Genomic DNA, 24,845 nt, shown 5'->3' with positions numbered 1-24,845 from the left:
TCCGGGAGTGAAGGAAAAAGCCACCCGTTCCGGCGGCCGACGAACGAGGTCGCGGTCCCGACCCGGGGACGGCCGGGTCGATCCGAAGCGACCGGACCGGCGCGGAGTGACGATCCGTGGCCGGACAAAGCCTTTCAGTGACGCGAATCTCTGGGTCGAACATGGAGCGTCGCACGCGAACGAGCCTCGTCGCGCTGATCCCGTTCGTCGGCGCGATCATGCTGCTCGCGCTGACGGTCCACCCGTTCCAGTACGGGTTGGTGGGAAGCCCGCTGCTCGTCGGGGCGTTCGCCGTCCTCGCCGTCGTCGAGACGGTGCTCGACGAGACCTCGTTTCGAACGGGGCGGCCTCAGTTGAACGGCGGGGTGACGACGTTCGCGCGCTTTTCGCTGCCCCGGACGACGACGTTGACGGTCGTGCCGGGGTCGGTGAGTCCGACGGGGAGGTAGCCGAGCGCGACTGGCTTGTCGAGCGTGGGGCTCATCGTGCCGCTGGTGACGCGGCCGACGACGTGGCCGTCCTCGTCGGTGACGTCGTAGCCGTGGCGGGCGACGCCTCGTTCGAGCAGCTCGATGCCGACGAACGACTCCTCGATGCCGACCTCGTCCTGTTCGGCCAGCGCGTCGCGCCCGACGAACTCGGTGTCGAGGTCCACGACGAAGCCGATGCCGGCCTCGTAGGGGGTGTGCGGCTCGTCCTCCGGGTGGAAGTCCTGCCCCGAGAGCAGGAACCCCTGCTCGATGCGGAGGGTGTCGCGCGCGCCGAGCCCGCACGGCTCGCAGGCGTCGGCGAACGCCGACCAGACCGTCTCGGCCTCGTCCCAGGGACAGAGCAGTTCGAAGCCGTCCTCGCCGGTGTAGCCCGTGCGGGCGACCCAGCACTCGACGCCGGCGACCTCGGAGAACGTCGCCTCGAACTTGGAGAGCGGCAGCACGTCCGCGGTCGCCTCGCGCGCGACGACGTCGGGTGCCTCGGGGCCCTGGACCGCGAACATCGCCCAGTCCTCGGTGGCGTTGCGGACCTCCGCGTCGAGGTCGGCGTCGTTCCGGTGGTCGACCCACCGTTCGTGCATCTGCTCGTCGTGGCCGGCGTTCGGGATGAACAGGTACGCCGGCCCGGCGTCGCCGGCGCGCTCGTCCGGCAGGCGGTAGACGACCGTGTCGTCGAGCAGCACGCCGTCTTCGCGGCAGATGCCCGCGTACTGGGCCTCGCCCGGCTCCAGTTCCGTCACGTCGTTGGTCGTGAGCCGCTGCAACAGCGCCGTCGCGTCCGGCCCGACGACCTCGATCTCGCCCATGTGGGAGACGTCGAACACGCCGGCCGCCTCGCGGACCGCCCGGTGTTCCGCCCGGATGGAGTCGAACTCCACGGGCATGTCCCAGCCGCCGAACTCGGTGAACGACGCGCCGCGCTCGGCGTGGACTTCGCGCAGTGGCGGCTTCCGTAGGGTCATACCCGTGCCTCGGCAGGTGGCAAGTAATGTCTTGTCCCTCGGCCGCGAGCGGCTCACCCGTCCCCCGGTCCGGGCACTCGGGGGGCACCTCGTGGCGGTCGATCGGCCGCCCGGGAACGGTCAGGACTCGGTTCGCTGCTTGAGTTCCTCGATCGCCGATTCCATCCCGCTCCGCCGCTCGCCGACCGCCGCGCCCGCGAGCGCGCCGAGGCCGCCGCCGGTGCTCGCGGCGTTTCGACTGACCAACCCGCCGAGGGCGGCGCCGACGGCGGCACCGATCGCGGCGTACTTCGCACGACTCGTCGCTCGCTTGATTCGCGCACGCATGACTGGGAGGTACGTGAATATCGGGAATAAAACTACTCCGTGACTTCCCGCCGGGGATCTGCGACCGTCGGCCGGTCAGTCGGCGACCGCGGGTCGGTCATCGACGGCCGGTGCCGGCCCGGCCTCAGTTCGCGTCCACGAAGGCCGCCACGTCGAGCAGGCGGTTCGAGAAGCCGTACTCGTTGTCGTACCACGTCAGGATCTTCGCCAGCCCGTCCTCCCCGACGGTGTTGGTCGAGGGGAGGTCCGCGTAGGAGGAGAACGGCAGACCCAAAATGTCCCGCGAGACGACCTCGTCGTCGGTGTAGCCCAGCACGCCGGCCAGCGGACCCTCGTCTGCGGCCGCGCGGAACGCGTCGTTGATCTCGGGGGCGCTCGGCGACGATTCGAGGTCCACGACGAGTTCGGTGATGGAGCCGTTCGGCACCGGGACGCGCATCGCCATCCCGTCGAGTTTTCCCTGCAACTGGGGCAGGATTTCGGTCGCGGCCTTCGCCGCGCCGGTGGAGGTGGGGACGATGTTCTCCGCCGCCGCGCGCCCGCGGCGGGTCTTGCCCTTCGGCCCGTCCACCAGGTTCTGCGAGCCTGTGTAGGCGTGGACCGTGGTGAGCAGCCCGTACTCGATGCCGAACTCCTCGTCGAGCACCTTCGCCACGGGCGTCACCGAGTTCGTCGTACAGGAGGCGTTGGAGACGACCGACTCGCCCGCGTACTCGTCGTGGTTCACGCCGTAGACGAGCTGTTTGACCGGCTGCTCGCCCTTCGGCGGCGCCGAGATGACGACGGTGTCCGCGCCGGCCGCGACGTGGCGCTCGGCGTCCTCGTGGGTGCGGAACACGCCCGTGCACTCGAGCGCGACGTCGACGTCGAACTCGTCCCACGGGAGGTCGGCCGGGTCCTGCTCGTCCAGCACCGGCACGGCGGAGTCGCCGACGACCAGTTCCTCGCTCCCGTCGTCGTAGCTCACGCCGTCCAGTCGGCCCATCACCGAGTCGTAGGCGGCGAGATAGCGCATGTCCTCGCCCGACATCACGTCGTTGATGCCGACGAGTTCGATCCGCGGGTCGTCCATGACCGCCCGGAAGACGTTGCGGCCGATCCGGCCGAAGCCGTTCAGCCCCACGCGGACCGGGTCGGTCACGTCCGCCCCCGTGGAGAGATCCGATTTACTCATAACCGAATAACTGCTGTCGAGGGTCTTAATTGTTTAGTCGTCGCGCCGTCCGTCCTTCGCCGATCGCACGATCCGCCGGCGGGTCGCCGCCCACACCGGCTATCCGTCGGGTCGCATGTCGAACCCCTCCTGCTCGATGATCTCCGTCGAACCGCACTCGGGGCACCGCTCCCGCGGCTCCTCGACGACGTGACCGCAGTTCGCACACTCGTACACGATTCCTCGCTCGGTGTCCGGAACGAGCACGTCTCTGAGCCGCTGCAGGACGCTCATGGGTCCGGCCGAACTTGTGCCCGGACACGGAAAGACGTTGGGCGGACGCGTGCTGCCGTTCGTGGGATGGAGACGGCGTGCGTGAGCGAAACCGGATCACGGTCGTGGGGTAGGAGCCAGCAACGACGCCGGGGTGAACATCCCGAGCGATGCCGCGGCGAGCATCCTGATCGACGCCGCGACGAGTATCCCGAACGATGCCGGGGGGAGAAGGCTTATCGGGGCCACCGGGCTATGGCCGCTCATGCGGGACGACCGCGACGATCCATTCGGCGACATCTTCGACGAGATCGAGCGGATGATGAACGACGTGGCGGGCACGGGCGACGCCGGCTTCGGCACGGACACGCACGTCTCGGTCCAGCACGAGGACGAACTGGTCCGACTCGTCGCGGACCTCCCGGGCGTCGGGAAGGACGACGTCGACCTCCAGTGTGACGGGCGGACGCTCACCATCGCCGCCGACAGCGAGACGCGCCGCTACGACGAGCGCGTGCGCCTCCCGGTCCGCGTCGACGAGCACTCCGCCTCGGCGTCGTTCAACAACGGCGTCCTCGAGGTCACCTTCGACGCGCTGGAGCCGTCGGCCGACATCGACGTGGAGTAATCCGACCGCGGGCGACCCACCGTTCGGTTCTCGACCCGGGGTCGTCGACGCCGGCGCTCACCTGCGGCACTCACTCACCTGCGGCGGTCCGCCTCACCAGCGCCGCGAGATCGTCGAGGAAGCCGGCCTCGTACTTCGCTTCCGCGTCCACCGTCGGGCGCGCGTTCGTCTCGGAGACGACCAGTCGGTCGTCCGTTTCGAGCAGATCGACGCCCAGCAGCGGCGCGTCCAGCGTCGCCGCGGCACGCTCGGCGAGGCGTCGGTGGTCGGCCGGCACCGACGTCGCCTCGGCCACCGCGCCGCGGTGGACGTTATGCTTCCACCTGCCCGCAGCCGTCTCCTCTTCCGGGAGTCGACGCTCCACGGCGCCGGCGTACTCGCCGTCGACGACCATGACGCGGTAGTCGCGCGCGTCCGGCAGGAACTCCTGGAGGAGGTACGACCGGTCGCCGGTCGCCCGGTAGTCGTGGACGAGGTCGAGATAGTCCGTCGCGCCCGAGAGCGAGTCGGGGTCGGCCACCTTCGTCACGCCGACGCCGCGGGTCGTCGAGTTCGGCTTGACCACGAGCGGGTAGCCGACGGACTCGGCGGCCGCGAGTACGTCGGCCTCCTCGACCGGGTTGGAGACGAGCGTCGTCTCGGGGACGGGCAGGTCCGCCGCGCCGAGCGCGGCGAGGACGCCGGCCTTGTTGCGCGACCGCAACACCGCGTCCCGCCCGTTCACCCACGGGACGTCGAGGTGGGCGTCCAGCACCGCGCCCTCCATCGCCCGCGAGGGGTACACCCAGCCGACGTCGACGTCGGGGAAATCGGGGGCCTCGAGCGAGGTGACGCGCTCGCTCGGGTCGACGTGAACGACCTCGATGCCCCGCTGGGCGAACGCGCCCGCGAGCCTGTCGAACGTCTCCGCGCGGGTCGTCACTGCGAGGCGTCGCTCCGCTGTCACGCCGTGAAGGTGTGACTGCGGGAGCATAACAGTACGTACTGCGGCCGGGTGACCGGCGGTCGTCGGGCTCAGACCGAGCCGTTCACGATGTCGGCGACCCGCCGTCGGTCGAACAGCCGCTCGCCGCCGAACTCGTCGGGGTAGAGCCCCTGCGCGGCCGATTCGAGCTGGAAGAGGTGGACGATCGGTCCCTGGTAGGTCAGCCCGCCGTAGATGACCCGGTCGTTCCGGACGGCGGTCAGTTCGCTCGCCACGTCGTGGGATTCGAGGTGCGAGACGATCTCGGACTGGAAGTACTCGTCGGTGATCTCGCCCTGGAGGCGGATCGCCAGCGCGTCGGGGTCGATCTCCAGCAGCGCCTCGTAGTCGAGGGTGCTGCCGCCCGCCTGGGCGTCCGTCACGTCGTTCTTGGCCAGCGCGTCGCCGACGTTCAGGTCCGTCCAGTGTTTCGACTGTGTCCCCTCGCCGATGCGGTACGGGTAGAACGACTCGGGGGGAACGCCCGCGGGGTACAGCACCGCGACGTCGGGCGTTTCGGCGGGGAGTCGCGACCCGACGTCGGCGATCACTTCGTCGTGGTAGGCGGCGAACGCCTCGTAGCGGTCGCGTTCCTGGAACACCGCAGCGAGTTTCTCGAACGCCTCGTACATCGAGTAGTCCGCGTAGTCGTGCCAGCCGTACACCCGCGAGAACACCGTGTTTCCGAAGAACGGCGCGACGTTCTCGGCGATCTCGTCGACGTCCGCCCGGCTCCACTGGAGCCGGTTCAGCATGAAGTTCGGGTCGATGACGTGGACGTCGGCGTCGAGTTCGTAGAAGATCTCCTTGCCGGTGCCGTCCTGCCAGAGCTCCGTGAGTTCGCCATCGTCGACCGAGACGCCCGGGAGTTCCTCGTAGAGGTGCGAGCCGAACCGCGCCCCGACGCCGATCGCCGAGAGCCCGTCGGCCCGTCCCAGCGCAACGCCCATGTCCGCGTAATCGGCCGTGTACGGGAACCACGACTCGGGCACCGCGTCGAACTCGACCGTTCCGACCGGCTCCATTGTGACCGAGTACGACCCGTCCGTCTCGGTGGCCGTGTCCGTCCCGGTCCCCGTCGGCTCCGCCTCGGTCGGCTCGGGAGTGCTCGCCTCCTCGGTGTCGGTCGGCGTCGATCCGGCGTCGGTCCCGCCGGCACAGCCGGCCGTCAGCCCGCCGACGCTGATCGTCGCGCCTGCTCTGAGAAACGTGCGTCGAGTCGACCCGTTCCGTGACTTGCCGTCCATGATGTTTAGGCCGGCCTAAAGCATAAATCGGTTTCGACTTTTCGCCGTCCGACGATCACGGCCAGCAGTGCCACGAGCGAGGACGGCGGCGGGCGACGCTCAGGTCGTGTCCGGGGCGTCCCGCCCGTCGGAACTGTCGGCGTCCCCCTCGTCCGACTCGACGTGGGCACGAACCGTCTCCTCGTCCATCGCGTCCAGGACGCGCTCGGGCCCCAACGTCTCGACGAGCCTGCGGAGCCCCTCCCGCGAGCGCTCCTCGATCTCCTCGTCGGGGACGCGCGTCTCGAACGCCCGATCGATGTAGCGTTCGCGCAGTTCGACGAACCGCTCCTCGTCCAGGTCGTGGTCCGTCCCCGCTTCGGACTCGTACCACTCGCGCCAGCGGTCCCGGTCGCCCCACTCGCCGGCGAACTCGGAGTCCCGGCGCATCCAGTCGTAGCGGGGGGCGACGCCGTCGGGATACCCCTGGTCGGCCCGGCGGTCCGCGAGGAGCGACCTGGCGACGTGTGCGCCGTGGCCCGCGGCGACCACCGCCTGGACGCTGTGCTGGCCGGCCGGGGCGGCGACGTACAGGCCCTCGACGGGCGTTCGGCCGTCGTCGTCCGCGTAGTCGGGGTCGAAGTGCTCGTGCTCCCCGTCGCCGTGGTCGTGCGTCTCGAACATGGCGTCGCCGCCGAGCGGCCGGAGGTAGTCGCCGTCGTACCACGCCGACGCGACCACGCGGTCGGTTTCGAGGCGACGGCCGTCCCCGGTCTCGACGAGGAACCCCTCGCCGTCGGGCGCGTCGGTGACCGACGTGACCGTGTCCTCGATCAGCGTACAGCCCGCGGCCTCGATCTGGGCGCACAACAGGTCCGAGAACGTCCCGACGTCGATGCCGCCCGGAAAGCCCGGGTAGTTCTCCAGGAACGCGCAGCGCTGCAACGCGGAGACGCCGCGGTCGAAGACGACCGTGTCGAGTCCGTACCTGGCCGTGAACACGCCGGCGGTGGCTCCGGTCGGGCCGCCGCCCACGACGACGACCGCCTCGGAGGAGCGAGTCTCGTTCGGTGCCATCGGACGTTCAGACGACCTCGCCGCCGGCGTCCGTCACGCGCCGCCCGTCCATCGAATCGTCGACTCCCACCGGGGGACGCGATCGTCCCGATCTGCGTCTCATGTTCTTTAGGCCTGCCTAAATGAACAAAGTCGTTCCGGTCCGCATCCCGCCTTCGTCCTGACCGCAGGGCCGGCCCTCGTCCTGAGCCCGGGGCGGCCGTCGTTCCGGGCTTCGGACCGGTCGATCGGGACCGGACGGCTCGATCGACCGATCCGTTCCCGGACTGTGGGGCTCGACGGTCGCCGTGGTTCCGCGATGGGCTACATTCGGACCGGATGCGCGTGGATGGCGACGAGCGCTGGACGGACCGGCGCGGACAGAAACGAGGCGTTATACGCCGCGAGCAGGAAGGGGGGCCATGAGCGATTCCGACGCCGGAGAGCGCGTGCCGGCCGACTGTCCCGGCTGCAACGCGCGGACGGCCCACGAGGTGTTGAAGCCGGGCGGACACGCGACCGTCCGCTGTACCGAGTGCGGGCACACCCACAAGATCGAGATCGAGCGGCCCGCCACGACCGACGTGGACGTGATCGTCTCCCAGGAGGGCGAGTCGTACCCGACCTCGCTCGCGGCAAACCCCGAGGAGACCGTCGAGGTCGGCGACGAGTTCGTCGTCGACACCGAGGCCGCCATCCAGCAGGTCCGCGTGACGACGGTCGAACTCGGCGAGGAACGGCGCGTCGAGGAGGCCCAGCTCGGCGACGTCGAGACGGTCTGGACCCGCGTCGTCGACAACGTCGGCGTGAACGTGACCGTCCACCCGAAGGACGGCAGACACGACGAGACGCGGAGTCTGAAGGTCCACGTCCCCGGCGACTTCGAGTTCGTCGTCGGCGACGTCGAGCGGTTCGGCGACGACGAGTTCGAGATCGAGGGCGTGCAGGTCCGCGACGAGGCGGAGGGCTACCGCCGCGAGAAGTTCGACCACGAGGGCGACATGGTGTTCGCCAAGGACGTGAAGCGGGTGTACGCCCGCGACGAGACGACGACCGCCTGGTCGGCCTGGTAGTCCGAGCCGCGGGAGCGTCCTCGGTGGCCCCGAACTGTATCGGCCATTTAAGCCGCCGGGCGTCCACGTCGTGGCCGATGAGATCGATGCGCGTGGAGCTTCGGTTCGGCGAGGAGGCGCTCGTCCCCCTCCACAGGGGCCTGTGTGACTCGCCCGACCTGGACCGGGAGATCATACTGGGCGGACAGTCCGCCGACGGCGTCGAGACGATCAGCTCCTTCGTGTACGGGGATCCGGACGCGTTCGAGCCCCTGCTGGCCGACCGTGAATCGGTGCTGGAGTACGACATCACGCCCGACGAGGACGGGTTCTTCGTCTACCTCCGTCGGGAACTCGGTCCGGCGGGGACGTCGATGCTGAACTCGCTCGCGCAGGACACGGTCGTGATCGTCCCGCCGATCGAGTTCCGCTCCGATCGAACGATGCGGATGACCGTCGTCGGCCATCCCGAGGATCTCAAGGCACTCTCGGAGTCGGTTCCCGACGGGGTTTCGATCGAGATACTGCAGCTCGGGGACGACGTCGTGTCGTTCGGGACGTCGGTGTCCGACCGCCAGCGGGACGCGCTGCAGGTCGCCTGGGAGCTCGGCTACTTCGACGTGCCGCGCCGCAACGGTATCGAGGCCGTGGCGACGGAACTCGACTGTGCCGTCTCGACCGCCTCGGAACTACTGCGTCGGGGAGCGGCACGTGCGGTCGGTCAGCTGCTCGGAACGACCCCCTGAGCCGCCGGCCGTCCGCTCGCCCGAACCGTGACGCGATCGCCCGCCACAGCTCCTTGCTTATAAAGTGGCGAACGGTATCGGGAAAACCACTGTTCCCGGGGCCGACGAAGCGGGAGTATGGACGGACGGGCCACCTCGGACCGGCGATCGAAGCTGGAGCAGGATCGGCGCAAGTGGGACTTCTGGAGCGCCCGGGAACGGTTCTGGCGCGTCTACGAGCGGGACACGCGGGAGCTTCGTGGCGACGCCGTGGCCCGACTCGACCTCGAACCGGGCGATACCGTCCTCGACGTCGGCTGTGGACCGGGGACGAACTTCGAACTGCTCCGGGAGGCGATCGGCGCTGACGGTCGCGTGATCGGCGTCGATCTCAGTCCCGGGATGGTCGAGCGCGCGACCGAACGGATCGAAACGCACGGCTGGGAGAACGTCGAAGCCGTTCGAGCCGACGCGACGGCGCTCTCGCTCGGCGACGAGCGGTTCGACGGCGCGCTTGCCACCACCGCGGTGAGTTCCACGCCGGACGTGCCGGCGACCGTCGAGAACGTCCACGACGTGCTCGAACCCGGCGCCCGGTTCGCCGTCTACGAGATCCGGCTCGTCCCGTCCGGCCCGGGTCGACTGCTGAACCCGCTCATCCGGCGCTTCTATCGGGCGTTCGGAAACTGGAACGACGAACATAACGTTCTCGCGGCGCTGGAACGGTCGTTCGACGACACGGCGGTCGTCGAACGGGTCGCGCTCGGGACGAACTACGTCGCGGTCGCAACCAGGTCCGACGGGCGCTCCACGACCGAATGAACGCGTGAGAGGCCCCCGACCGGACCACGAGTGGCTCGTCCGCCGATCCTGCATTCCGCACCGGGCAGTCTCGTCCCCCGCCGCGTCGCCCCGATCACGGATCCGGGATGCGCTTCGATTCAGCACGGCTGCGGAAGGCGATCGCCGCGTGAAGGGTTCGAAATCACTCGGTTGGGACGATTACGTTCGACATCACTCGGTCGGGACGATTACGTTCGACACCAGTCGGTCGAGGACGAGTACCTACTTATGGGTGCGGGCGGTCAGTACGGCCCATGCCCTCCGGAATCAGCCAGGTGCTGTTTAGCGAGCCGTCCGGTCGCCGCCAGGCGATCGTCATGTTCGCCGGCACGTTCGTCTTTTCGAGCCTCTACGCGTACAACGTGGTCCGGGGCGATGCGTCCTCGGCGAACTGGCTCCCCTTCATGATCGGCGGAACCGCCCTGTCGGGCATCGCCGAGTCCCTCCCGGAGCATCGACGCCGAGCGGCCGGCATCCTCCGCGTGACGGCGATCCTCCTGCTGCTGTGTCTGGTGGTCACCATCGTCGTCGCTCCCGAGTTCATCGTGGGACCGCGGTAGCGATCCCATCGGTCGCCACGATCACGAACGGCGCGATCACGGACGAGGAACGACGCGAATCGAGCGGTTCGCGCTCGGCCCGACCGCCGACGCTGCACGGGAGCGACGGCGTCGCTCCGGGAGCTGTTTCACGGTGCCGGCGACGTCGACCTACCCGTGCCGATCGAGATCCTCCGCGGTATCGACGTCGGTTCGGACGCCGGCGTCCGCGACGTCGAGTAAGATTCCGCCACCGCTCTCCAGCAGCACCGCCCGGCCGCCGGTGTCGCCATCGACCGCCCGTAGCGCGTCGAAGTGGCGCTCGTCGAACAGCACCGGGTTGCCGCGCCGCCCGTGATAGGCCGCGGCGATGGCGCTGCCGGCGTCCGCCCGGTAGGCGGCCACGAGGCGCTCGACGGTTTCGGGAGCGACGAACGGCATGTCGCCGGGGAGGAACACCGCAGCGTCGCCGCCGGCGTCCGCGACCGCGTCGACCCCCGCGCGGACCGACGTGGACTGGCCCGCTCGATGGTCCGGATTCTCGACGAACGTCACGTCGAGGTTCGCACTCGCGTCGGCATCCGCACTCGCGTCAGCGTTCGCACTCGCCGCGGCGTCCGCACTCGCGTCCACGCCCGCGAGCGCCTCGCGGACCGTGGCGGCCTCGTGACCCAGCACCACGATCACGCCCGCCAGGGTCCCGGGGTCCGTCCCGAGCATCGTTCGGACCGCCCGGCGGACCAGCCGTTCGCCCCGGATCTCGGCGAGCAGTTTGTTCTCGTCGCCGAAGCGGGAACTCGTCCCCGCCGCGAGTATCACCCCGAACACCGACGAGTCACCGCCGTCATCGGGCGGTTCCGCGGCCGACTCCGCCGGGACGACCGGCGGCCCGTCGTCGCTCACTCGACCACCTCGTACGGGACCACCTCGACGGAGTCGCCCGACTCGAACGGCTCGGTCGTCAGGACGAATCCGTCCGCGAGCGAGATCGCGGTGGTCGCGGCGACGCGGCCGGGTGCGAATCGGGTGCCGTACAGCGGCCGATCCGAGTCCTCGTGGCCGACCGGTTCCGCCTGCCCGTCGCTGAACGCGACCGGAACCGCGTACTCGCGGTCGGGCGAGGGGAGGTCGACGTCGCTCGTCGCGGGGACCGTGACCGTCGGCAGCCGCGTCTCCCCGGTGAGCGCCGGCCGGACGAGCAGCGTCGCGGCCGTGTGGGCCGCCAGCGGCTTGCCGGGGAGCCCGCAGACGAGCGTCCCGCCGACCGTCGCGGCGGTCGTCGGGCGGCCGGGACGCAGCGCGACGCCCGCGAACAGCCGGTCGTGATCCGCGAGGGCGGTCCCGACGTGGTCGCCCTCGCTCCCGCCGGTGCCGCCCGAGGTCAGGACGAGGTCGTGGGCGTCAGCCGCGCGCTCGATCGCCCCGTACACTGCCGCTTCCTCGTCCGGCACCGCGCCGAGCAGCGTCGGCGCGTGACCCCACTCGCGCACGAGGTTCGCCAGCACGTCCGAGTCACGGTCGGGCTGTGTCCCCTCGTGGATCTCGGTGCCGGTCGCGAGGATGCCGACCGAGAGCCGACGGTGGACGGCCACCTCGTCGACGCCGACGTCGCGGAGCAGCGCCGCGTGTCGGGGGGCCAGCCGGTCGCCCGCCTCGAAGAGCGCCTCGCCCTCGGTCGCCGTCGTTCCCGCCCGGACGAGGTTCGTTCCCGGCGAGAGCGACGGGCCGGTGAGCCCGGCGTCGGAGACGGTGGCGTCCTCCCGCGGGAGCACCGCGTCGGCTCGCGCGGGCAGCGGCGCGCCGGTGGCGACCCGAACCGCCTCGCCGACGCCGAGTGCGGGCGGATCGCCCGCGGGGTCGACGCGGGCGACGACGGAGCGGGGATACTCGTCGCCCGACGCGAACGCGAAGCCGTCCATCGTGGCGAAGTCGGCGGACGGGACGGAAGCGGGAGCGGTGACGGCCGACGCCGCCGTCCGCCCGGCGACGACGTCGGGCGTGACCGACTCCGCGTCGCGGCCGGCCAGCAGTTCCCGCCGGCGGTCGAGCAGCGATTCGACCGCCGCGGATCGTGTGACGAGACCGGTGCCGCCCATGCCCGCACTCGGCCCAGCGGCGACATAGGTCTTGGCCCGGTCGCGTGAGACCACTTTCGCCGCCACTGGGAAGTAAGCTGTCAGGGTTACATCCCCGGGCCGACCCCGAGTTTGCAAAGATTTTTGATGACATAGTGAGAGAATGACATGCACTCGCCTGGCACGTGCCGTCAGGAGGTGAGGACCGACAGATGGAATTCAACGGAACTTTCGAACTCGAGGAAGCGACGGTCGAGGAGGTATGGCTCGCGCTCTCGGACCCGGTGTTGATCGCGGACTCGCTGCCCGGCTGTGAGTTCCTGCTCCACGTCGAGAGCGAGGACGTGGACTTCGACTCGCTCGCCGATCGTGCCGAGGGCGAGGACCGGGAGCCGACCGGCGACCCGGCGGTGATCGAGGAACGGGCGTTCCGCGAGGGCGAGCGGTACGCCGCGCTGGTCCAGATCAGCGTCGGCCCGGTGAACCCGACGTTCGAGACGGTCGTGACGATCGACGAGCGCGAGCGGCCGCGGATGCGCGCCTCCGGCGAGGGGAGTTCCGGCGACAGTTCCTTCGAGATGTCCTCCGGCATGGAGCTCGCCGAAACCGACGACGGCGTGGAGGTCGACTGGGAGACGCAGGCCGACGTGTTCGGCAAGGTCGCCGGGATGGGACAGCGCGTCATCAACCCGGTGGCGAACCGGCTCGTGAAGCAGTTCTTCTCCTCGATCCAGTCGCGGCTGGAGGAGCTCCAGCTCGAGGAGGCGGACGCGGCGGAGGCAGCGGGCGGGGACGACGCGGACACGGCGGTCGCCGACGACGAGCAGGACGACGCGGCGGCTACCGAGGGCGCGGGGGGCGACACGGACGCGACGGACGACGCGGTGCCGCCCGACGGGACGGACGGTGCCGGCGGCGACACGGCGGACGAATCGGACGACGACTCGGAGAAGCGTGGCCTGATCAGCCGGCTGCTCGGCCGGTCCAAGTGAACGGATCCAATGACAGAACACGACATCACACTGACGGTGAACGGAACGGAGCGCGAGCTGACGGTGGACGCGCGGACCCTGCTCGTCCACGCCATCCGGGACGAACTCGGCTATACGGGCGCGAACGTGGGCTGTGAGAGCAGCCTGTGTGGCGCCTGTACCGTCCGCATGGACGGCGACGCGATGAAGTCCTGTACCGCCCTCGCTGTGCAGGCCGACGGCGCGGAGATCGAGACGGTCGAGGGGCTCGCCGAGGGCGGCGAGTTCCACCCGATCCAGGAGGGGTTCCAGGAGGAGCACGGGCTGCAGTGCGGCTACTGCACGCCCGGCATGATGCTGACCGCCGTGGACCTGCTGGAGGAGAACCCCGACCCGTCCCGCGAGGAGATCCGCGAGGGGCTGGAGGGGAACCTCTGTCGCTGTACCGGCTATCAGAACATCGTCAACGCGGTCGAGAACGCCGCCGACTCGATGGGGAGCGGCGCGGTCGCGGACGGCGGCGAGCGGCCGGACGACCGGCCGGTGACCGACGGCGGCGAGACAGCCGACTGCGGCGAGGTACCCGACGACGGGACGGCGTCCGGCGGGGGTGAGCCGGAATGAGCATCGAGTCGCTCGACCCGGACGACGTGAGCGCGGCCGACATCCTCGGGTCGGCCATCGAGCGCCGGGAGGACCCCGCGCTCATCACCGGCAACGCGGAGTACACCGACGACATCCAGCTCCCGGAGATGGCCCACATGGCCGTCGTGCGGAGCCAGTACGGGCACGCGAGGATCGAGGACGTGGACACGAGCGCCGCCGAGGCGATGGACGGCGTGATCGGCGCGTACACGCACGACGATCTCGCCCGCGAGGACACGCCGGGCGAACTCCCGTTCCTCCTGCCGGTCGGCTGGCTCCTGCCGAGCCTGAACGACGTCGACCACCCGATCCTCGCGGACGGCCGCGTTCGCTACCAGGGCGACGCCATCGCGGTCGTCGTCGCCGAGGAGCGCTACGTCGCCCGGGACGCCGCGAGCGCGGTCGAGGTGGAGTACGACCGGCTGGACGCCGTCACCGGCCCGGGCGAGGCGCTCTCGGGCGACGCGCCACAGCTCCACTCGGACGCGGACGGCAACGTCGCGTTCGACTGGGAGATCGGCGACGAGGACAAGACGGAGGAGGCGTTCGCGTCGGCGGCCCACACCGCGAGCGTCGACATCGACAACCAGCTGCTCACCCCGAACGCGATGGAGCCGCGGGCCGCCGTCGCCACGTACAACGCCGGCACCGACGAGCTCGACGTCTCCATGACGACCCAGAACCCCCACCTGCACCGCCTACTGATGTCGGGGGTCATCGGCCATCCCGAACACAAGCTCTCCATCACCGCGCCCGACGTGGGCGGCGGGTTCGGGAGCAAGATCCACCACTACGGCGACGAGGCGCTCGTCGCCTGGTGTTCCAAGCTCCTCGAACGCCCCGTGAAGTGGGTCGCAACGCGCTCGGAGACGTACCTCACCGACGCGCCGGGACGGGGCCACGAGACGGAGGCCGAACTGGCGATGGACGAGGACGGCTCCATCGTCGGCCTGCGCGTGGACACGAAGGCGAACCTCGGCGCGTACCTCTCGACGTTCGCGCCCGCGGTGCCGACGTACCTGTACGGGACGCTGCTGTCGGGCCAGTACGACATCCCGGCGATCTACGGCCACGTCACCGGCGCGTACACGAACGTCCCGCCGGTCGACGCCTACCGCGGCGCCGGTCGCCCCGAGGCGTCGTTCCTCGTCGAACGGCTCGTCCACCTCGGCGCCAAGGAGATGGGCATGGACCCCGCCGAGTTCCGGCGGCACAACTTCGTCCCGGACGACGCGTTCCCGTACGAGACGCAGGTCGCGGTCGTCTACGACAGCGGCGAGTACGAGAAGCCGTTCGACAGGGCCCTGGAGATGGTCGACTACGAGGGGTTCCGCGAGCGTCAGGAGGCGGCCCGCGACGAGGGGCGCTACCTCGGCATCGGCTTCTCCTGTTACATCGAGGCATGCGGGCTCGCGCCCTCCGAACTCGCCGGACAGCTCGGCGCACAGGCCGGGCTCTGGGAGTCGAGTCTCGTCCGGTTCCAGCCGTCCGGCACCGTCACCGCCTACTGCGGGACGTCCGGGCACGGCCAGGGCCACGCGACGACGTACGCCCAGATCGTCGCCAACGAGCTCGGCATCCCGTACGACGACGTCGAGATCGTCGAGGGCGACACCGACGAGATCCCCCAGGGGATGGGCACCTACGGCTCCCGGTCGGCCGCCGTCGGCGGGAGTTCGCTCGTCAAGAGCGCACAGAAGGTCGTCGACAAGGCCGCCGAGATCGCGGCCCATCAGCTGGAAGCCGACCCGGAGGACGTCGAGTTCGAGGACGGCGAGTTTCGGGTGGCGGGCGCGCCCGACCAGTCGCTCGACATCGCCAACGTCGCACAGGCGGCCTACCTCGCCCACGACATGCCCGAGGGGATGGAGCCCGGGCTGGAGGCGACGTCGTTCTACGACCCGGACAACTTCGTGTTCCCGTTCGGGACCCACGTGGCGGTCGTGGAGGTCGACCCCGAGTCGGGCGAGATCGAGTTCGAACAGTACGTCGCCGTCGACGACGTTGGCAACCAGATCAACCCCAAGATCGTCGAGGGACAGGTCCACGGCGGGGTCGCCCAGGGCGTCGGCCAGGCGCTGTACGAGGGCGCGGAGTACGACGAGAACGGCACGCTGCTCACGGGGTCGATGCAGGACTACACCGTCCCGAAGGCAGAACACATCCCGGAGATGGACACCGACTCGACGGTGACGCCGAGCCCGCACAACCCGCTCGGGGTGAAGGGCGTCGGCGAGGCCGGCACCATCGCCGCGCCCCAGGCCGTCGTCAACGCCGTCTCGGACGCGCTGGAGCCGTTCGGCGTCGACGGCGTCCCGATGCCGATGACGCCCGAGCGCGTCTGGAACGCCGTGGAGGACAACGCGGCCGCGGACGGCGGCGGCGAGGACGGGGGTGAGCGCTGATGTTCCCCGACGAGTTCGACTACTACGAGGCGACGAGCGTCTCCGAGGCACTGGACCTGCTCGACGAGCACTCCGGGCGGGAGACCGAACTGCTCGCCGGGGGCCACAGCCTGCTCCCGACGATGAAGAGTGGGCTCTCCAGCCCGGACGTGCTCATCGACATCGGGGGCATCGACGCGATGCACGGCGTGTCGGTCGAGGGCGATACGCTCTCGGTCGGCGCGATGACGCGCTACAGCGACCTGCTCGACGTCGATGCGGCCCACGAGCACGCGCCGGCCTTCATGGCCGCAGTCCGGCAGATCGGCGACCGGCAGGTGCGCAACCGCGGCACCGTGGGCGGCAACCTCGCGCACGCCGACCCCGCCTCGGACCTGCCGGGCGCAGCGCTGGCCTCCGACGCGACCATCGTCGCGGAGGGGCCCGACGGCGAGCGCGAGATCCCGGTCGACGACTACTTCTTCGGCATGTACGCCACCGACCTGGGCCACGACGAACTGCTGACCCGGGTCGAGATCCCGTCCGCGACCGACGCGGTCGGCGCGTACGCGAAGAAGCCCTCGCCGTCCTCGGGCTACGCGATGGTCGGCGTCGCGGCGCTGCTGGAGACGGACGGCGGGACGGTCGAGTCGGCCCGCGTCGGCGCGAACGGCGCGATGGACCACGGCGTCCGGCTCGAGGGCGTCGAGGACGCGCTCGCCGGGACGTCGCTCGACGAGGACGCCGCCGCGGCCGCCGCCGAGCACGCGACCGACGGCCTCGACACGTCGATGATGCTGTCGGACCTGCAGGCGTCGGCCGACTTCCGGGCACAGCTCCTGGAGGTGTACACGCGGCGGGCGCTGACCGACGCGGCCGACGTCGCCGCGACACCCGCGGCCGCCGACTGACGTCGCGGACTGACGCCGCGGCGCGGGGCCACCCCGTTTTGGTGCGAGAGTCGACCGGTCCGGGCGACAGATTATCCCGCCGCGACCCCTGAGAGATGATGCACGAATGAGCAACGGACGGGCATCGGCGTTCGACGACCTGACGGCCGCGGACCTGCGGGCGACGTTCGACGGGCAGGACTACGTGACCGAGGACGACCTCGTGACGACGGTCCACCTCGCGCTCCGGCTCGGCAAGCCGCTGCTGATCGAGGGCGAACCGGGCGCGGGCAAGACCGAACTGGCGAAGGTGATCGCGGGGGGGTTCGACGCCGACCTCGTCCGCCTCCAGTGTTACGAGGGGCTGACCGCCGAGAACGCCCTGTACGAGTGGAACTACACGAAACAGCTGCTGGCGGTGCAGTCGGGCGAGGACGACGGCTCCGTCTTCGGCGAGGAGTACCTGCTGGAGCGACCGCTGTTGCGGGCGCTCCGGGACGACGACGGCCCCCGCGTGCTGCTCATCGACGAGGTCGACCGCGCGGACGAGGAGTTCGAGGCGCTGCTGCTGGAGGTACTGAGCGACTTCCAGGTGACGGTGCCGGAACTCGGGACCGTCCGCGCGGAGACGCCGCCGGTCGTCGTCATCACCTCGAACCGGACGCGCGCGCTGAGCGACGCGCTGAAGCGCCGCTGTCTCTACCTCCACCTCTCGCCGCCGTCGGTCGAGAAGGAGCGCGAGATCCTCGCGCGGAAGGTGCCCGAACTCGACGGCGCCGTCGCCGCCGAACTGTGCGGGATGGCGGGCCGCCTCCGCGAGGAACCGCTCCGAAACCCGCCCGGCGCGGCAGAGACCATCGACTGGGCGCGCGCCGTCGCGGAACTGCGGGCCGACGACGGCGACGCGCCCGTGACCGCCGCCGAGGTCCGGAACACGCTCGGCTGTCTCCTGAAGGAGGTCGAGGACATCGACCGCGTGGACGACGACCTGCTCGCGGAGCTCGCCGAGGCCGCCGAGGCGGCGCGGGTGGAGGCCGAATGAGCGAGTTCCCCGACGGCGACGGACGCGCGGGGAACGGGTCGGGCAGCGACCCCGGCGACGTCGGACCCGGCGACCCCGGCGACGTCGACGGTCGCTGGTGGGACGGCGCCGGGGGCGACGTCCCGGACTTCGTCGCCGCCCGCGACCACGTCCGCGAGGAACTGGTCCGGTTCGTCCGCGCGCTCCGCCGGGCGGGCGTCCCGGCCCCCGCCAACGCCGGCACGACCGCCGCCCGCGCGCTCGTCGAGGTCGGCTTCGACGAGGAGGCGACCGCACGGGCCGCGCTCCGGGCCTGTCTCGTCACCGACCCCGACGACGTCGCCACGTTCGACCGGCTGTTCGGGGAGTTCTGGCGACGGCTCGACGCCGGACTCTCGCCGGAGGGTCCCGCGCCGCGCCGGGAGGACGGTCCCGAGGGGGCGCTCGCCCCGATGGGCGGGGAGCCCGCCGACTCCGAGGCGGAGTCGGACGCGACCGCGGGGACGAACGCCGAGGAGCCCGACGGCGCGGGCTGGGAGACGAGCGTCTCGTTCGGCGAAATCGCGGGGGACGACGCCGACGACGCGGCCGAGATCGAGGCCGCGTGGTACAGCCGGACCGGCAACCCGACGCCCGTCGCCGAGGACCGACCCCGCGGCGGCGACGTCGCGTTCGGGGACGCGTTCGATGAGCTGGCGGCGGGCCTGGCCACGCTCCGCGGCCGGCGCTGGCGCGGGGGCGGCGGGCCGCGAGCCGACGCCCGGCGCGCGCTCCGGGAGAGCTTCTCCACCGGCGGCACCGTCGTCTCCGTCCCCGGCCGGGAGCGGACCCTCAGCGGCGTCCGGACGCTGTGGCTGGTCGACGTGAGCCGCTCGGTGCTCGACACGCTCGACCGCTCGTTCCTGCTCGCCACGCTGCGGCGCGCGAGCGCCGAGTGGCGGAACACCCGCGTGTTCCTCTTCGACGAGGACTGCCGCGAGGTGACGGCGGCGTTCGAGGAGCCCACGTCCGCGGACGCGCTCGCCGCGCTCGAACGGGCGGACGCGGAGTGGGGCGGCGGCACCCGCATCGGCGGCTCCATCGCGAGCCTCCACGAGGGGATGCCCGACGCGGTCGACCACCGCACCAACGTGTTCATCATCAGCGACGGCCTAGAGATGGGCGACGTGGACGAACTCGAACGCGAACTGGCCCGGCTCGCGGGGCGCGCGGCGAGCGTGCTCTGGCTCAACCCGCTGGCGGCCTCGCCGGCCTACGAGCCGACGGCGCGCGGGATGGCGGCCGCGCTGCCGTTCGTGGACGGCCTGTTCGCGTTCGGCGGCCCGGACGACCTCGCGGAGGTCGGCCGGCAGGTGCGCCGGCACGGCACCGGCGGACGCATCGGCTACGAGTACGACCCGCGGCGGGGGTCCAGCGTCGACCCGCCGGCACCACGACAGACATGAGCACGAACGACTGGAGCGTCCCGGAGACGGACGTGTTCGACCGGATTCGCACGGCCCTGGAGACGGACGCGGACGCGATGCTCGCGACCGTCGTCGACGTCGAGGGGAGCGCCTACCGCCGGCCCGGCGCGAAGATGCTGCTCGAACCGGGCGGCGGCGGCGCGGGCAGCATCACCGCCGGCTGTCTCGAGGACGAGGTCCGCGCGCTCACGGAGGACGTCCTCGCGGCCGGCGAGCCGCGCGTCGAGACGTGGGATCTCACCGGCGAGGACGACGTCTGGGGGATGGGCGTCGGCTGCAACGGCGCCATCACGGTGCTGCTCGAACCGCTCGACGACTCGTTCCTGCCCGTCGCCGAGGCGCGAGCGAGCGGCGAGGACGTCGGCGTCGTCACGGTCGTCGGGGGCGACCCGCCGCTCGGCACGCGGGGCGTCTACCGGCCCGATTCGGGGTTCGCGGACGGCGACCTTCCCGACTGGCTGACCGACGACGTCGCAGACGCGGTCGAGCGACTCCTCGCGGACGGTTCGAGCGACGCGGTGACCGTCGACGCCGACGACGGCACGGCCGAGGCGTTCGTCGACGGCGTCCGCGCGCCGCCGGAACTGGTCGTCTTCGGCTCGGGCCACGACGTCGCGCCGGTCGTCGAACTGGCGAAGCTCGTCGACTTCCGGGTGACGGTGGTCTCGTTCCGCGGCGCGGCCGCGGCCGACGGGCGGTTCGACAGGGCCGACGACGTGGTGTCGGCCTCGCCCCGGGACGTCGGCGACCTCCGCGGGTGGGACGCGGACACGTACGCCGTCGTGATGACCCACAACTTCGTCGACGACCGGTTCACGGTGGCGGAACTGCTCGACACGCCGGTTCCCTACGTCGGGCTGATGGGCCCGGGCGAGCGGTTCGGGGAGATGCGCGAGGCGTTCGCGGAGGCGGGCCGGACGCTCACCGACGCCGAGCGCGAGCGCGTCTACACCCCCATCGGGCTGAGCCTCGGCGGCGACACGCCCTACCAGATCGCCCACAGCATCGTCGCGGAGCTGCTCGCGGTCGCCCACGACCGGACGCCCGAGCACCTCAGCCGGCGCGAGGGGCCGATCCACGAGCGGATCGACGTCGAGACGGACTGAGCCATGAATGCGCCGGGAGGCCGTTCGAACCCCCTGCTGGGAAACACGACGAGCGGGTAGCGTGGAGGAAGCTGGATGACGTCACGACCCCTCCGGTTCGGTACTCGATCACGTCACCTCGACACTCCACAACGCGGTCGATTACGTGGAGATGGCCGTTCGGCGAGTCCCGCCGATCGTGAAGGTGCTCGAGGAAAATCTCGTTCGGGAGCGTGTGCCGTTCAGGTGGACACGTGGCCACGCGTCCAGCCGGGGTCGTGGCCGGTGCGGTCCATGAGGTCGGAGCGACACGCCGGACAGTAGTCAGGGGTGACGGGTTCGTTTCGGGGAACGTACACCGCGCCGCCACACTTCACGCACGCATCCGCGACGATGGTCGCACAGTCCGCACAGACGTTGAAGTCGTCGGCCGTGAGCTCGCGCAGGGGCTCGAGCTGTTTATCGAGGAGATACTCGTCGATGACCGTCTGGCAGTTGTGGCACGGTTTCATGGCGATGCACGGACCGTCTCGTGACCACACCGGAAATACCTACCCCCGAACCGAACTTACCGGTGACCTCCGAGATAACCGTCCGTGCGGCCGCACGCTCCACGTGTGGAGTACAACACGGGGTCGTGGTACCGCGACCCTCGGAACTGTTATCCGTCGCCGGGGGCTACGTATGTTCACGATGGCAAACGGTAAGGTTGATTTCTTCAACGACACTGGCGGCTACGGTTTCATTTCGACTGACGACGGCGACCTTGACGACGACGAGGACGTGTTCTTCCACATGGAGGACGTTGGCGGGCCGGACCTCGAAGAGGGTCAGGAAGTCGAGTTCGACATCGAATCATCCCCGAAGGGACCCCGCGCGACGAACCTCGTCCGCAACTAACGACCGCTCCCGCCCGTCGTTCGAAGCGGCGGACGGGGACTCGTTCTTTCGGCCTCGTTGAGATCCACTGAGAGTGACAGGTTCGGTCGGGAAGCGTCGGTCGATGGACGACCGTCCGAGATCTGATCCGCTCAGGTTCGTCGAACGGGCGGTTGCGCTCGCCAGTCGAGCGATCACCCGCTCTCCCTCGACAGTTTCGAAGAAGCGGCACACCCTGCGTCAGCACGTTGTCTCGCTCCGTCTCGAAGGGAAGATGACGATCACGCCGTGATCTCGTTGCCGAACTCGACACGAGACACGGATCGTACCGCAGACGGTGAAACGCGACGCGGAGTCCATCGCAGTGGTGACCGATGAGGACGGATCCGACGACCAGCCCCCTCGCCGGGTCGCCTGTGACCGCGACGTTCGGCCACTCGGCACGCATCGCGAGTTCACCCCCTCCACAGAGCGTGGAATGTGCGACTCGACAGCGGCCGCTACGACGGACGGAACGTGAACGAGACGGTGAACGAAACGGTCAAGCAGAAACCCGGAACGGTCGTCCGGGCACGTGTCTGGTGGAAGCAGTTCCGCGAACTCGTCGTCAAGTGCGTCGTTCACCGCGGGGAGCCGGGTCCCGATGTTTCACCCGGAACGGGCTGACGTCCGTAATTCTGAACGAGGCGGTCGGCTGAAGGGGCAGCCTGTGGTCAGCGGATCGTTCGCGACGGATCAGCTAATTAGCGAGCCACCCACTGATCCATTCACTCGCTTGATCAAAACAGAAGAGAATAATGAAAAGCAATTAATGTAAGCCTGTGGAGCCCGTAACCACCGTTATGGCTCACGTATCGCCGTTGAACGAGGGGGACTCACGTCTCTTGGTCTCATATTCGCTCAGCGGTGGAGAGGAGATGAGTGAGGCGATCGTGAACGCCTTCCACGCCGCCAACGTCGACGTGTTCGAGGAACCGACACGGCTCGCCGATTGGGTCAACACTGACGTCCTCAACGACCTCCAGTGGTCCTCCGACGGCCCGCTCTACCTCAGTACTCGAATCTGGGACCACCAGGTCGTTCTCACTGCGGAAGAGGTCCGGATCTATACGCGATCGGCACGTCTCTAGGAGTCGTCACGCGACTCGACACCCGATACCTTGCGTTACACCGCTGACAAACGGCTCAAGAGCCCGGTATCGCATGGATACGGCCCGTTTTCGCGATTGTACCCCGTTTTGATCGTCGAAAGACAACTCCCCGGTAACGACTCCTCCCCGGGTGCGGATACGGCGTATTCAGCCCCGACTCGCTGTGCGTGATACGCGGGCTGTATTCAGCGCGACCGCCGAGAACCATCACTGGTCGAGGATTTTAACGGGGTCGTTCTTTCGGACCGGTACACGCCGTAGCTACTGTTTTCCGTCCGCTCTGTAGTTATCTCGAACCGTGTCGGGAACCGCCATACCGCTCACGAACGTTCACGCGTGGGAACTGGAAGAGCTCCGAAGTACGTTTGTGTAGGTATCGATCTCGGGGCGTGTTTGTCGGGATGGATCGAGCGGTCACGGCGATGAGCAACCACACCGTTATCCGAATCGATCCCCAAGCGGGACGGATGGCAGATGATAAACAGGGCCGAGACGAGCAAGCGGACGACGAGGAGCGACGCCAGCGGGAGCGAGAGCTAGAGGAAGCACGAACTCGCGGCGACGAAGCCGAACCGATGCGCGACGACCCCGGTGGCCGGCTTGGGGACCTCGATGACGCACTCCAGACCCACGACTATCCGGCCACCACGGATGAACTGGTCGAGGCTCATGGCGATTACGAGATCGAAACGCAGGACGGAGAGGAGTCCCTCGAGGAAGTGCTCGCAGCGACCGAGAACCAGACGTACGACTCCGCGAACGACGTTCGAAGCCGGTTACTCGGACTCATCCATCGCTGACGGTTGCAACCCAAACACCACCGTCTCGCCAGGTGGACGTCCCTGACACCGGGACGTATCCCCATCGGTCCGTGGCCTGCGTCCGGTCGAACGCTTATCCCTCTTCGCCACCTGCGGGCAGTGATGGGATTCTTCAAGGAAGTGGGACGACAGGTAGAACAGTTCAAGCGGACCGCGAGGGAAGCCGCCGATGAGGAGGAAACTCGCCAGTGTGGAGCGTGTGGGACGCGGTCGAACGCCGACTACGACGAGTGTCCCGAGTGCGGGGCACCGAGTACGGAGGAGTGAGTCTCCCACCAGTACTGACAGGACAGCCACCACTCCACGCTCCAACGGAGTCCTGCATGTGGTGGCGGGCCGACTGCTCGCGGTTGGCGGGGTGAGGAACCCGGTCGAGGTGTCGACCTGGTCGAACCGCCCGGTCAGGCCGTCGACGAGTCGCCGACAGCGGTGGTGAACTGTCCGACGTGCCGGCGGTTCGACGCCGGAGGATCGACGTCGGGCGAGGGTCGGACGTCCCCCGGCCCGACCGAGTCGGCGTCCCCGGCGGCCAGGGAGGGGAGGAGTTTTCGAGCACGGAGCACGTACCCGGGGGTATGGAGTTCGAGGTGGCACGCGAGCGGATGGTGGACCGGCTCGTCGCCGCCGGGCGCATCGAGCGGGACGAAACGGCCGAAGCGCTCCGGGCGGTGCCGCGTCACGAGTTCGTCCCGGAGGAGCGCCGGGGCTCGGCCTACGAGGACCGACCGTTACCCATCGGCGGGAACCAGACAGTCAGCGCCCCGCACATGGTCGCGGTGATGTGTGACCTCCTCGCGCCGGCCCCCACCGACGAGGTGCTCGAGATCGGCACGGGCTGTGGCTATCACGCCGCCATCACCGCCGAACTACTCCGGGGCGGGAGCGTCTCGTCGGTCGAGTACCGCGAGCCGCTGGCCGAGGACGCGCGCGAGACGCTGGCCCGTCTCGGCTACGGCGCCGTCGACGTCCGGGTCGGCGACGGCCACGAGGGCTGGCCCGAGCGGGCACCCTACGACGGCGCCTACCTCACCTGTGCGGCACCCTCCGTTCCGGACGCCGTCCTCGAGCAGGTCGCCGTGGGCGGCGTCGTGGTCGCGCCGGTCGGCGAGCGCCGCCAGGAGTTGCTCACGCTGGAGAAGACCGACGACGGGCTTCGCCGCGACCGCCACGGCGCGGTCCGGTTCGTCCCGATGCTCGGCGAGTGAGCCGGGGATCGAA

General features: G+C 69.8%; 29 protein-coding genes. 19 read left to right on the top strand and 10 right to left on the bottom strand.

Annotation, left to right across the window (positions count from 1 at the left end; all coding sequences use genetic code 11):
• Positions 1 to 161 precede the first annotated feature (161 nt).
• Positions 162 to 449: a hypothetical protein gene (locus RJT50_RS13030; protein WP_313691875.1), complete on the top strand. Its 288-nt coding sequence runs from the start codon at positions 162 to 164 to the stop codon at positions 447 to 449.
• On the opposite strand, the gene gcvT is transcribed toward RJT50_RS13030, so the two are convergent.
• From gcvT to RJT50_RS13010, 4 genes are all read right to left on the bottom strand, one after another.
• A complete protein-coding gene (gcvT, locus tag RJT50_RS13025; protein WP_313691874.1) occupies positions 350 to 1,453 on the bottom strand; it encodes a glycine cleavage system aminomethyltransferase GcvT in 1,104 nt (367 codons plus the stop codon). The two genes, RJT50_RS13030 and gcvT, sit on opposite strands and share 100 nt — an antisense overlap.
• A 120-nt stretch (positions 1,454 to 1,573) precedes the next feature.
• Positions 1,574 to 1,780 carry a glycine zipper 2TM domain-containing protein gene (locus RJT50_RS13020; RefSeq protein WP_313691873.1) on the bottom strand — a complete coding sequence of 69 codons (207 nt, stop codon included), beginning with the start codon at positions 1,778 to 1,780 and terminating at the stop codon, positions 1,574 to 1,576.
• Positions 1,781 to 1,904: 124 nt separating this feature from the next.
• On the bottom strand, positions 1,905 to 2,954 hold the full coding sequence (gap, locus tag RJT50_RS13015; protein ID WP_313691871.1) for a type I glyceraldehyde-3-phosphate dehydrogenase: 1,050 nt from the start codon (positions 2,952 to 2,954) through the stop codon (positions 1,905 to 1,907).
• Between the two features lie 99 nt (positions 2,955 to 3,053).
• Entirely contained in the window at positions 3,054 to 3,227 is a 174-nt protein-coding gene (locus RJT50_RS13010; RefSeq protein WP_313691869.1) for a zinc ribbon domain-containing protein, read from the bottom strand.
• Between the two features lie 244 nt (positions 3,228 to 3,471).
• On the opposite strand from RJT50_RS13010, the gene RJT50_RS13005 reads away from it, so the two are divergent.
• Positions 3,472 to 3,834: an Hsp20/alpha crystallin family protein gene (locus tag RJT50_RS13005; RefSeq protein WP_313691868.1), complete on the top strand. Its 363-nt coding sequence runs from the start codon at positions 3,472 to 3,474 to the stop codon at positions 3,832 to 3,834.
• 70 nt (positions 3,835 to 3,904) lie between these two features.
• Here RJT50_RS13005 and RJT50_RS13000 read toward each other — a convergent pair whose 3' ends face one another.
• The 3 genes from RJT50_RS13000 to RJT50_RS12990 all read right to left on the bottom strand — a co-directional run bounded on the left by RJT50_RS13000 (position 3,905) and on the right by RJT50_RS12990 (position 7,101).
• The gene (locus tag RJT50_RS13000) at positions 3,905 to 4,780 is read right to left on the bottom strand and encodes an ATP-grasp domain-containing protein (RefSeq protein ID WP_313691867.1); all 876 of its coding nucleotides are present in this window, start codon (positions 4,778 to 4,780) and stop codon (positions 3,905 to 3,907) included.
• 68 nt (positions 4,781 to 4,848) lie between these two features.
• On the bottom strand, positions 4,849 to 6,045 hold the full coding sequence (locus RJT50_RS12995; protein ID WP_313691866.1) for an ABC transporter substrate-binding protein: 1,197 nt from the start codon (positions 6,043 to 6,045) through the stop codon (positions 4,849 to 4,851).
• A gap of 99 nt (positions 6,046 to 6,144) precedes the next feature.
• Complete coding sequence (locus RJT50_RS12990; protein WP_313691865.1) at positions 6,145 to 7,101, bottom strand: thioredoxin reductase; 957 nt, start codon at positions 7,099 to 7,101, stop codon at positions 6,145 to 6,147.
• Between the two features lie 401 nt (positions 7,102 to 7,502).
• On the opposite strand from RJT50_RS12990, the gene RJT50_RS12985 reads away from it, so the two are divergent.
• From RJT50_RS12985 to RJT50_RS12970, 4 genes are all read left to right on the top strand, one after another.
• Entirely contained in the window at positions 7,503 to 8,153 is a 651-nt protein-coding gene (locus RJT50_RS12985) for an HVO_0476 family zinc finger protein (RefSeq protein ID WP_313691864.1), read from the top strand.
• Positions 8,154 to 8,230: 77 nt separating this feature from the next.
• A complete protein-coding gene (locus RJT50_RS12980; protein ID WP_313691862.1) occupies positions 8,231 to 8,878 on the top strand; it encodes a helix-turn-helix domain-containing protein in 648 nt (215 codons plus the stop codon).
• 117 nt (positions 8,879 to 8,995) lie between these two features.
• Positions 8,996 to 9,679: a class I SAM-dependent methyltransferase gene (locus RJT50_RS12975; RefSeq protein WP_313691860.1), complete on the top strand. Its 684-nt coding sequence runs from the start codon at positions 8,996 to 8,998 to the stop codon at positions 9,677 to 9,679.
• 275 nt (positions 9,680 to 9,954) lie between these two features.
• Positions 9,955 to 10,260 carry a DUF8011 family protein gene (locus tag RJT50_RS12970; RefSeq protein WP_313691859.1) on the top strand — a complete coding sequence of 102 codons (306 nt, stop codon included), beginning with the start codon at positions 9,955 to 9,957 and terminating at the stop codon, positions 10,258 to 10,260.
• A gap of 150 nt (positions 10,261 to 10,410) precedes the next feature.
• Here the strand turns inward: RJT50_RS12970 and RJT50_RS12965 are convergent, their stop codons facing one another.
• Together RJT50_RS12965 and RJT50_RS12960 are read right to left on the bottom strand one after the other, a co-directional pair.
• Positions 10,411 to 11,142, bottom strand: coding sequence for a nucleotidyltransferase family protein (locus tag RJT50_RS12965; RefSeq protein ID WP_313691858.1), 732 nt, complete (start codon positions 11,140 to 11,142; stop codon positions 10,411 to 10,413).
• Complete coding sequence (locus RJT50_RS12960) at positions 11,139 to 12,335, bottom strand: molybdopterin molybdotransferase MoeA (RefSeq protein ID WP_313691857.1); 1,197 nt, start codon at positions 12,333 to 12,335, stop codon at positions 11,139 to 11,141. Before RJT50_RS12960 ends, RJT50_RS12965 begins: the two co-directional genes overlap by 4 nt.
• 191 nt (positions 12,336 to 12,526) lie before the next feature.
• Between RJT50_RS12960 and RJT50_RS12955 the strand changes: the two genes are divergently transcribed.
• The 7 genes from RJT50_RS12955 to RJT50_RS12925 all read left to right on the top strand — a co-directional run bounded on the left by RJT50_RS12955 (position 12,527) and on the right by RJT50_RS12925 (position 20,797).
• Positions 12,527 to 13,306: an SRPBCC family protein gene (locus RJT50_RS12955; RefSeq protein WP_313691855.1), complete on the top strand. Its 780-nt coding sequence runs from the start codon at positions 12,527 to 12,529 to the stop codon at positions 13,304 to 13,306.
• Positions 13,307 to 13,315: 9 nt separating this feature from the next.
• A complete protein-coding gene (locus RJT50_RS12950; protein WP_313691854.1) occupies positions 13,316 to 13,909 on the top strand; it encodes a (2Fe-2S)-binding protein in 594 nt (197 codons plus the stop codon).
• Entirely contained in the window at positions 13,906 to 16,335 is a 2,430-nt protein-coding gene (locus tag RJT50_RS12945; protein WP_313691853.1) for a xanthine dehydrogenase family protein molybdopterin-binding subunit, read from the top strand. Before RJT50_RS12950 ends, RJT50_RS12945 begins: the two co-directional genes overlap by 4 nt.
• Positions 16,335 to 17,225: an FAD binding domain-containing protein gene (locus RJT50_RS12940; RefSeq protein WP_313691852.1), complete on the top strand. Its 891-nt coding sequence runs from the start codon at positions 16,335 to 16,337 to the stop codon at positions 17,223 to 17,225. Before RJT50_RS12945 ends, RJT50_RS12940 begins: the two co-directional genes overlap by 1 nt.
• Before the next feature lie 106 nt (positions 17,226 to 17,331).
• Complete coding sequence (locus RJT50_RS12935; RefSeq protein ID WP_313691851.1) at positions 17,332 to 18,246, top strand: AAA family ATPase; 915 nt, start codon at positions 17,332 to 17,334, stop codon at positions 18,244 to 18,246.
• On the top strand, positions 18,243 to 19,670 hold the full coding sequence (locus RJT50_RS12930) for a VWA domain-containing protein (protein ID WP_313691850.1): 1,428 nt from the start codon (positions 18,243 to 18,245) through the stop codon (positions 19,668 to 19,670). Before RJT50_RS12935 ends, RJT50_RS12930 begins: the two co-directional genes overlap by 4 nt.
• Positions 19,667 to 20,797, top strand: coding sequence for an XdhC family protein (locus tag RJT50_RS12925; RefSeq protein ID WP_313691849.1), 1,131 nt, complete (start codon positions 19,667 to 19,669; stop codon positions 20,795 to 20,797). Before RJT50_RS12930 ends, RJT50_RS12925 begins: the two co-directional genes overlap by 4 nt.
• A gap of 221 nt (positions 20,798 to 21,018) precedes the next feature.
• On the opposite strand, the gene RJT50_RS12920 is transcribed toward RJT50_RS12925, so the two are convergent.
• Positions 21,019 to 21,288: a DUF7571 family protein gene (locus RJT50_RS12920; protein WP_313691847.1), complete on the bottom strand. Its 270-nt coding sequence runs from the start codon at positions 21,286 to 21,288 to the stop codon at positions 21,019 to 21,021.
• Between the two features lie 181 nt (positions 21,289 to 21,469).
• On the opposite strand from RJT50_RS12920, the gene RJT50_RS12915 reads away from it, so the two are divergent.
• From RJT50_RS12915 to RJT50_RS12890, 6 genes are all read left to right on the top strand, one after another.
• A complete protein-coding gene (locus RJT50_RS12915) occupies positions 21,470 to 21,676 on the top strand; it encodes a cold-shock protein (protein WP_004595330.1) in 207 nt (68 codons plus the stop codon).
• Between the two features lie 495 nt (positions 21,677 to 22,171).
• Complete coding sequence (locus RJT50_RS18675; protein ID WP_425499681.1) at positions 22,172 to 22,321, top strand: hypothetical protein; 150 nt, start codon at positions 22,172 to 22,174, stop codon at positions 22,319 to 22,321.
• Positions 22,322 to 22,572: 251 nt separating this feature from the next.
• A complete protein-coding gene (locus RJT50_RS12905) occupies positions 22,573 to 22,785 on the top strand; it encodes a hypothetical protein (RefSeq protein WP_313691846.1) in 213 nt (70 codons plus the stop codon).
• Between the two features lie 488 nt (positions 22,786 to 23,273).
• The gene (locus RJT50_RS12900; RefSeq protein WP_313691845.1) at positions 23,274 to 23,606 is read left to right on the top strand and encodes a DUF5789 family protein; all 333 of its coding nucleotides are present in this window, start codon (positions 23,274 to 23,276) and stop codon (positions 23,604 to 23,606) included.
• A gap of 123 nt (positions 23,607 to 23,729) precedes the next feature.
• A complete protein-coding gene (locus tag RJT50_RS12895) occupies positions 23,730 to 23,894 on the top strand; it encodes a hypothetical protein (RefSeq protein ID WP_313691843.1) in 165 nt (54 codons plus the stop codon).
• Positions 23,895 to 24,202: 308 nt separating this feature from the next.
• A complete protein-coding gene (locus tag RJT50_RS12890; RefSeq protein ID WP_313691842.1) occupies positions 24,203 to 24,832 on the top strand; it encodes a protein-L-isoaspartate(D-aspartate) O-methyltransferase in 630 nt (209 codons plus the stop codon).
• Positions 24,833 to 24,845 lie beyond the last annotated feature (13 nt).

The sequence above is a fragment of the Halobaculum sp. XH14 genome (assembly GCF_032116555.1).
Classification (GTDB): Archaea; Halobacteriota; Halobacteria; order Halobacteriales; family Haloferacaceae; genus Halorarum; species Halorarum halobium.
Note: the sequence above shows the minus strand (reverse complement) of the source record. Positions and strands in the feature narration are given on the sequence as shown.

Excerpts from the sequence above, each read along its gene's own strand:
- RJT50_RS13030 (WP_313691875.1), top strand. The coding sequence starts at position 162 with ATGGAGCGTCGCACGCGAACGAGCCTCGTCGCGCTGATCCCGTTCGTC.
- gcvT (WP_313691874.1), bottom strand. The coding sequence starts at position 1,453 with ATGACCCTACGGAAGCCGCCACTGCGCGAAGTCCACGCCGAGCGCGGC.
- RJT50_RS13020 (WP_313691873.1), bottom strand. The coding sequence starts at position 1,780 with ATGCGTGCGCGAATCAAGCGAGCGACGAGTCGTGCGAAGTACGCCGCG.
- gap (WP_313691871.1), bottom strand. The coding sequence starts at position 2,954 with ATGAGTAAATCGGATCTCTCCACGGGGGCGGACGTGACCGACCCGGTC.
- RJT50_RS13010 (WP_313691869.1), bottom strand. The coding sequence starts at position 3,227 with ATGAGCGTCCTGCAGCGGCTCAGAGACGTGCTCGTTCCGGACACCGAG.
- RJT50_RS13005 (WP_313691868.1), top strand. The coding sequence starts at position 3,472 with ATGCGGGACGACCGCGACGATCCATTCGGCGACATCTTCGACGAGATC.
- RJT50_RS12995 (WP_313691866.1), bottom strand. The coding sequence starts at position 6,045 with ATGGACGGCAAGTCACGGAACGGGTCGACTCGACGCACGTTTCTCAGA.
- RJT50_RS12990 (WP_313691865.1), bottom strand. The coding sequence starts at position 7,101 with ATGGCACCGAACGAGACTCGCTCCTCCGAGGCGGTCGTCGTCGTGGGC.
- RJT50_RS12985 (WP_313691864.1), top strand. The coding sequence starts at position 7,503 with ATGAGCGATTCCGACGCCGGAGAGCGCGTGCCGGCCGACTGTCCCGGC.
- RJT50_RS12980 (WP_313691862.1), top strand. The coding sequence starts at position 8,231 with ATGAGATCGATGCGCGTGGAGCTTCGGTTCGGCGAGGAGGCGCTCGTC.
- RJT50_RS12975 (WP_313691860.1), top strand. The coding sequence starts at position 8,996 with ATGGACGGACGGGCCACCTCGGACCGGCGATCGAAGCTGGAGCAGGAT.
- RJT50_RS12970 (WP_313691859.1), top strand. The coding sequence starts at position 9,955 with ATGCCCTCCGGAATCAGCCAGGTGCTGTTTAGCGAGCCGTCCGGTCGC.
- RJT50_RS12960 (WP_313691857.1), bottom strand. The coding sequence starts at position 12,335 with ATGGGCGGCACCGGTCTCGTCACACGATCCGCGGCGGTCGAATCGCTG.
- RJT50_RS12955 (WP_313691855.1), top strand. The coding sequence starts at position 12,527 with ATGGAATTCAACGGAACTTTCGAACTCGAGGAAGCGACGGTCGAGGAG.
- RJT50_RS12950 (WP_313691854.1), top strand. The coding sequence starts at position 13,316 with ATGACAGAACACGACATCACACTGACGGTGAACGGAACGGAGCGCGAG.
- RJT50_RS12945 (WP_313691853.1), top strand. The coding sequence starts at position 13,906 with ATGAGCATCGAGTCGCTCGACCCGGACGACGTGAGCGCGGCCGACATC.
- RJT50_RS12940 (WP_313691852.1), top strand. The coding sequence starts at position 16,335 with ATGTTCCCCGACGAGTTCGACTACTACGAGGCGACGAGCGTCTCCGAG.
- RJT50_RS12935 (WP_313691851.1), top strand. The coding sequence starts at position 17,332 with ATGAGCAACGGACGGGCATCGGCGTTCGACGACCTGACGGCCGCGGAC.
- RJT50_RS12930 (WP_313691850.1), top strand. The coding sequence starts at position 18,243 with ATGAGCGAGTTCCCCGACGGCGACGGACGCGCGGGGAACGGGTCGGGC.
- RJT50_RS12925 (WP_313691849.1), top strand. The coding sequence starts at position 19,667 with ATGAGCACGAACGACTGGAGCGTCCCGGAGACGGACGTGTTCGACCGG.
- RJT50_RS12920 (WP_313691847.1), bottom strand. The coding sequence starts at position 21,288 with ATGAAACCGTGCCACAACTGCCAGACGGTCATCGACGAGTATCTCCTC.
- RJT50_RS12915 (WP_004595330.1), top strand. The coding sequence starts at position 21,470 with ATGGCAAACGGTAAGGTTGATTTCTTCAACGACACTGGCGGCTACGGT.
- RJT50_RS12905 (WP_313691846.1), top strand. The coding sequence starts at position 22,573 with ATGAGTGAGGCGATCGTGAACGCCTTCCACGCCGCCAACGTCGACGTG.
- RJT50_RS12900 (WP_313691845.1), top strand. The coding sequence starts at position 23,274 with ATGGCAGATGATAAACAGGGCCGAGACGAGCAAGCGGACGACGAGGAG.
- RJT50_RS12895 (WP_313691843.1), top strand. The coding sequence starts at position 23,730 with ATGGGATTCTTCAAGGAAGTGGGACGACAGGTAGAACAGTTCAAGCGG.
- RJT50_RS12890 (WP_313691842.1), top strand. The coding sequence starts at position 24,203 with ATGGAGTTCGAGGTGGCACGCGAGCGGATGGTGGACCGGCTCGTCGCC.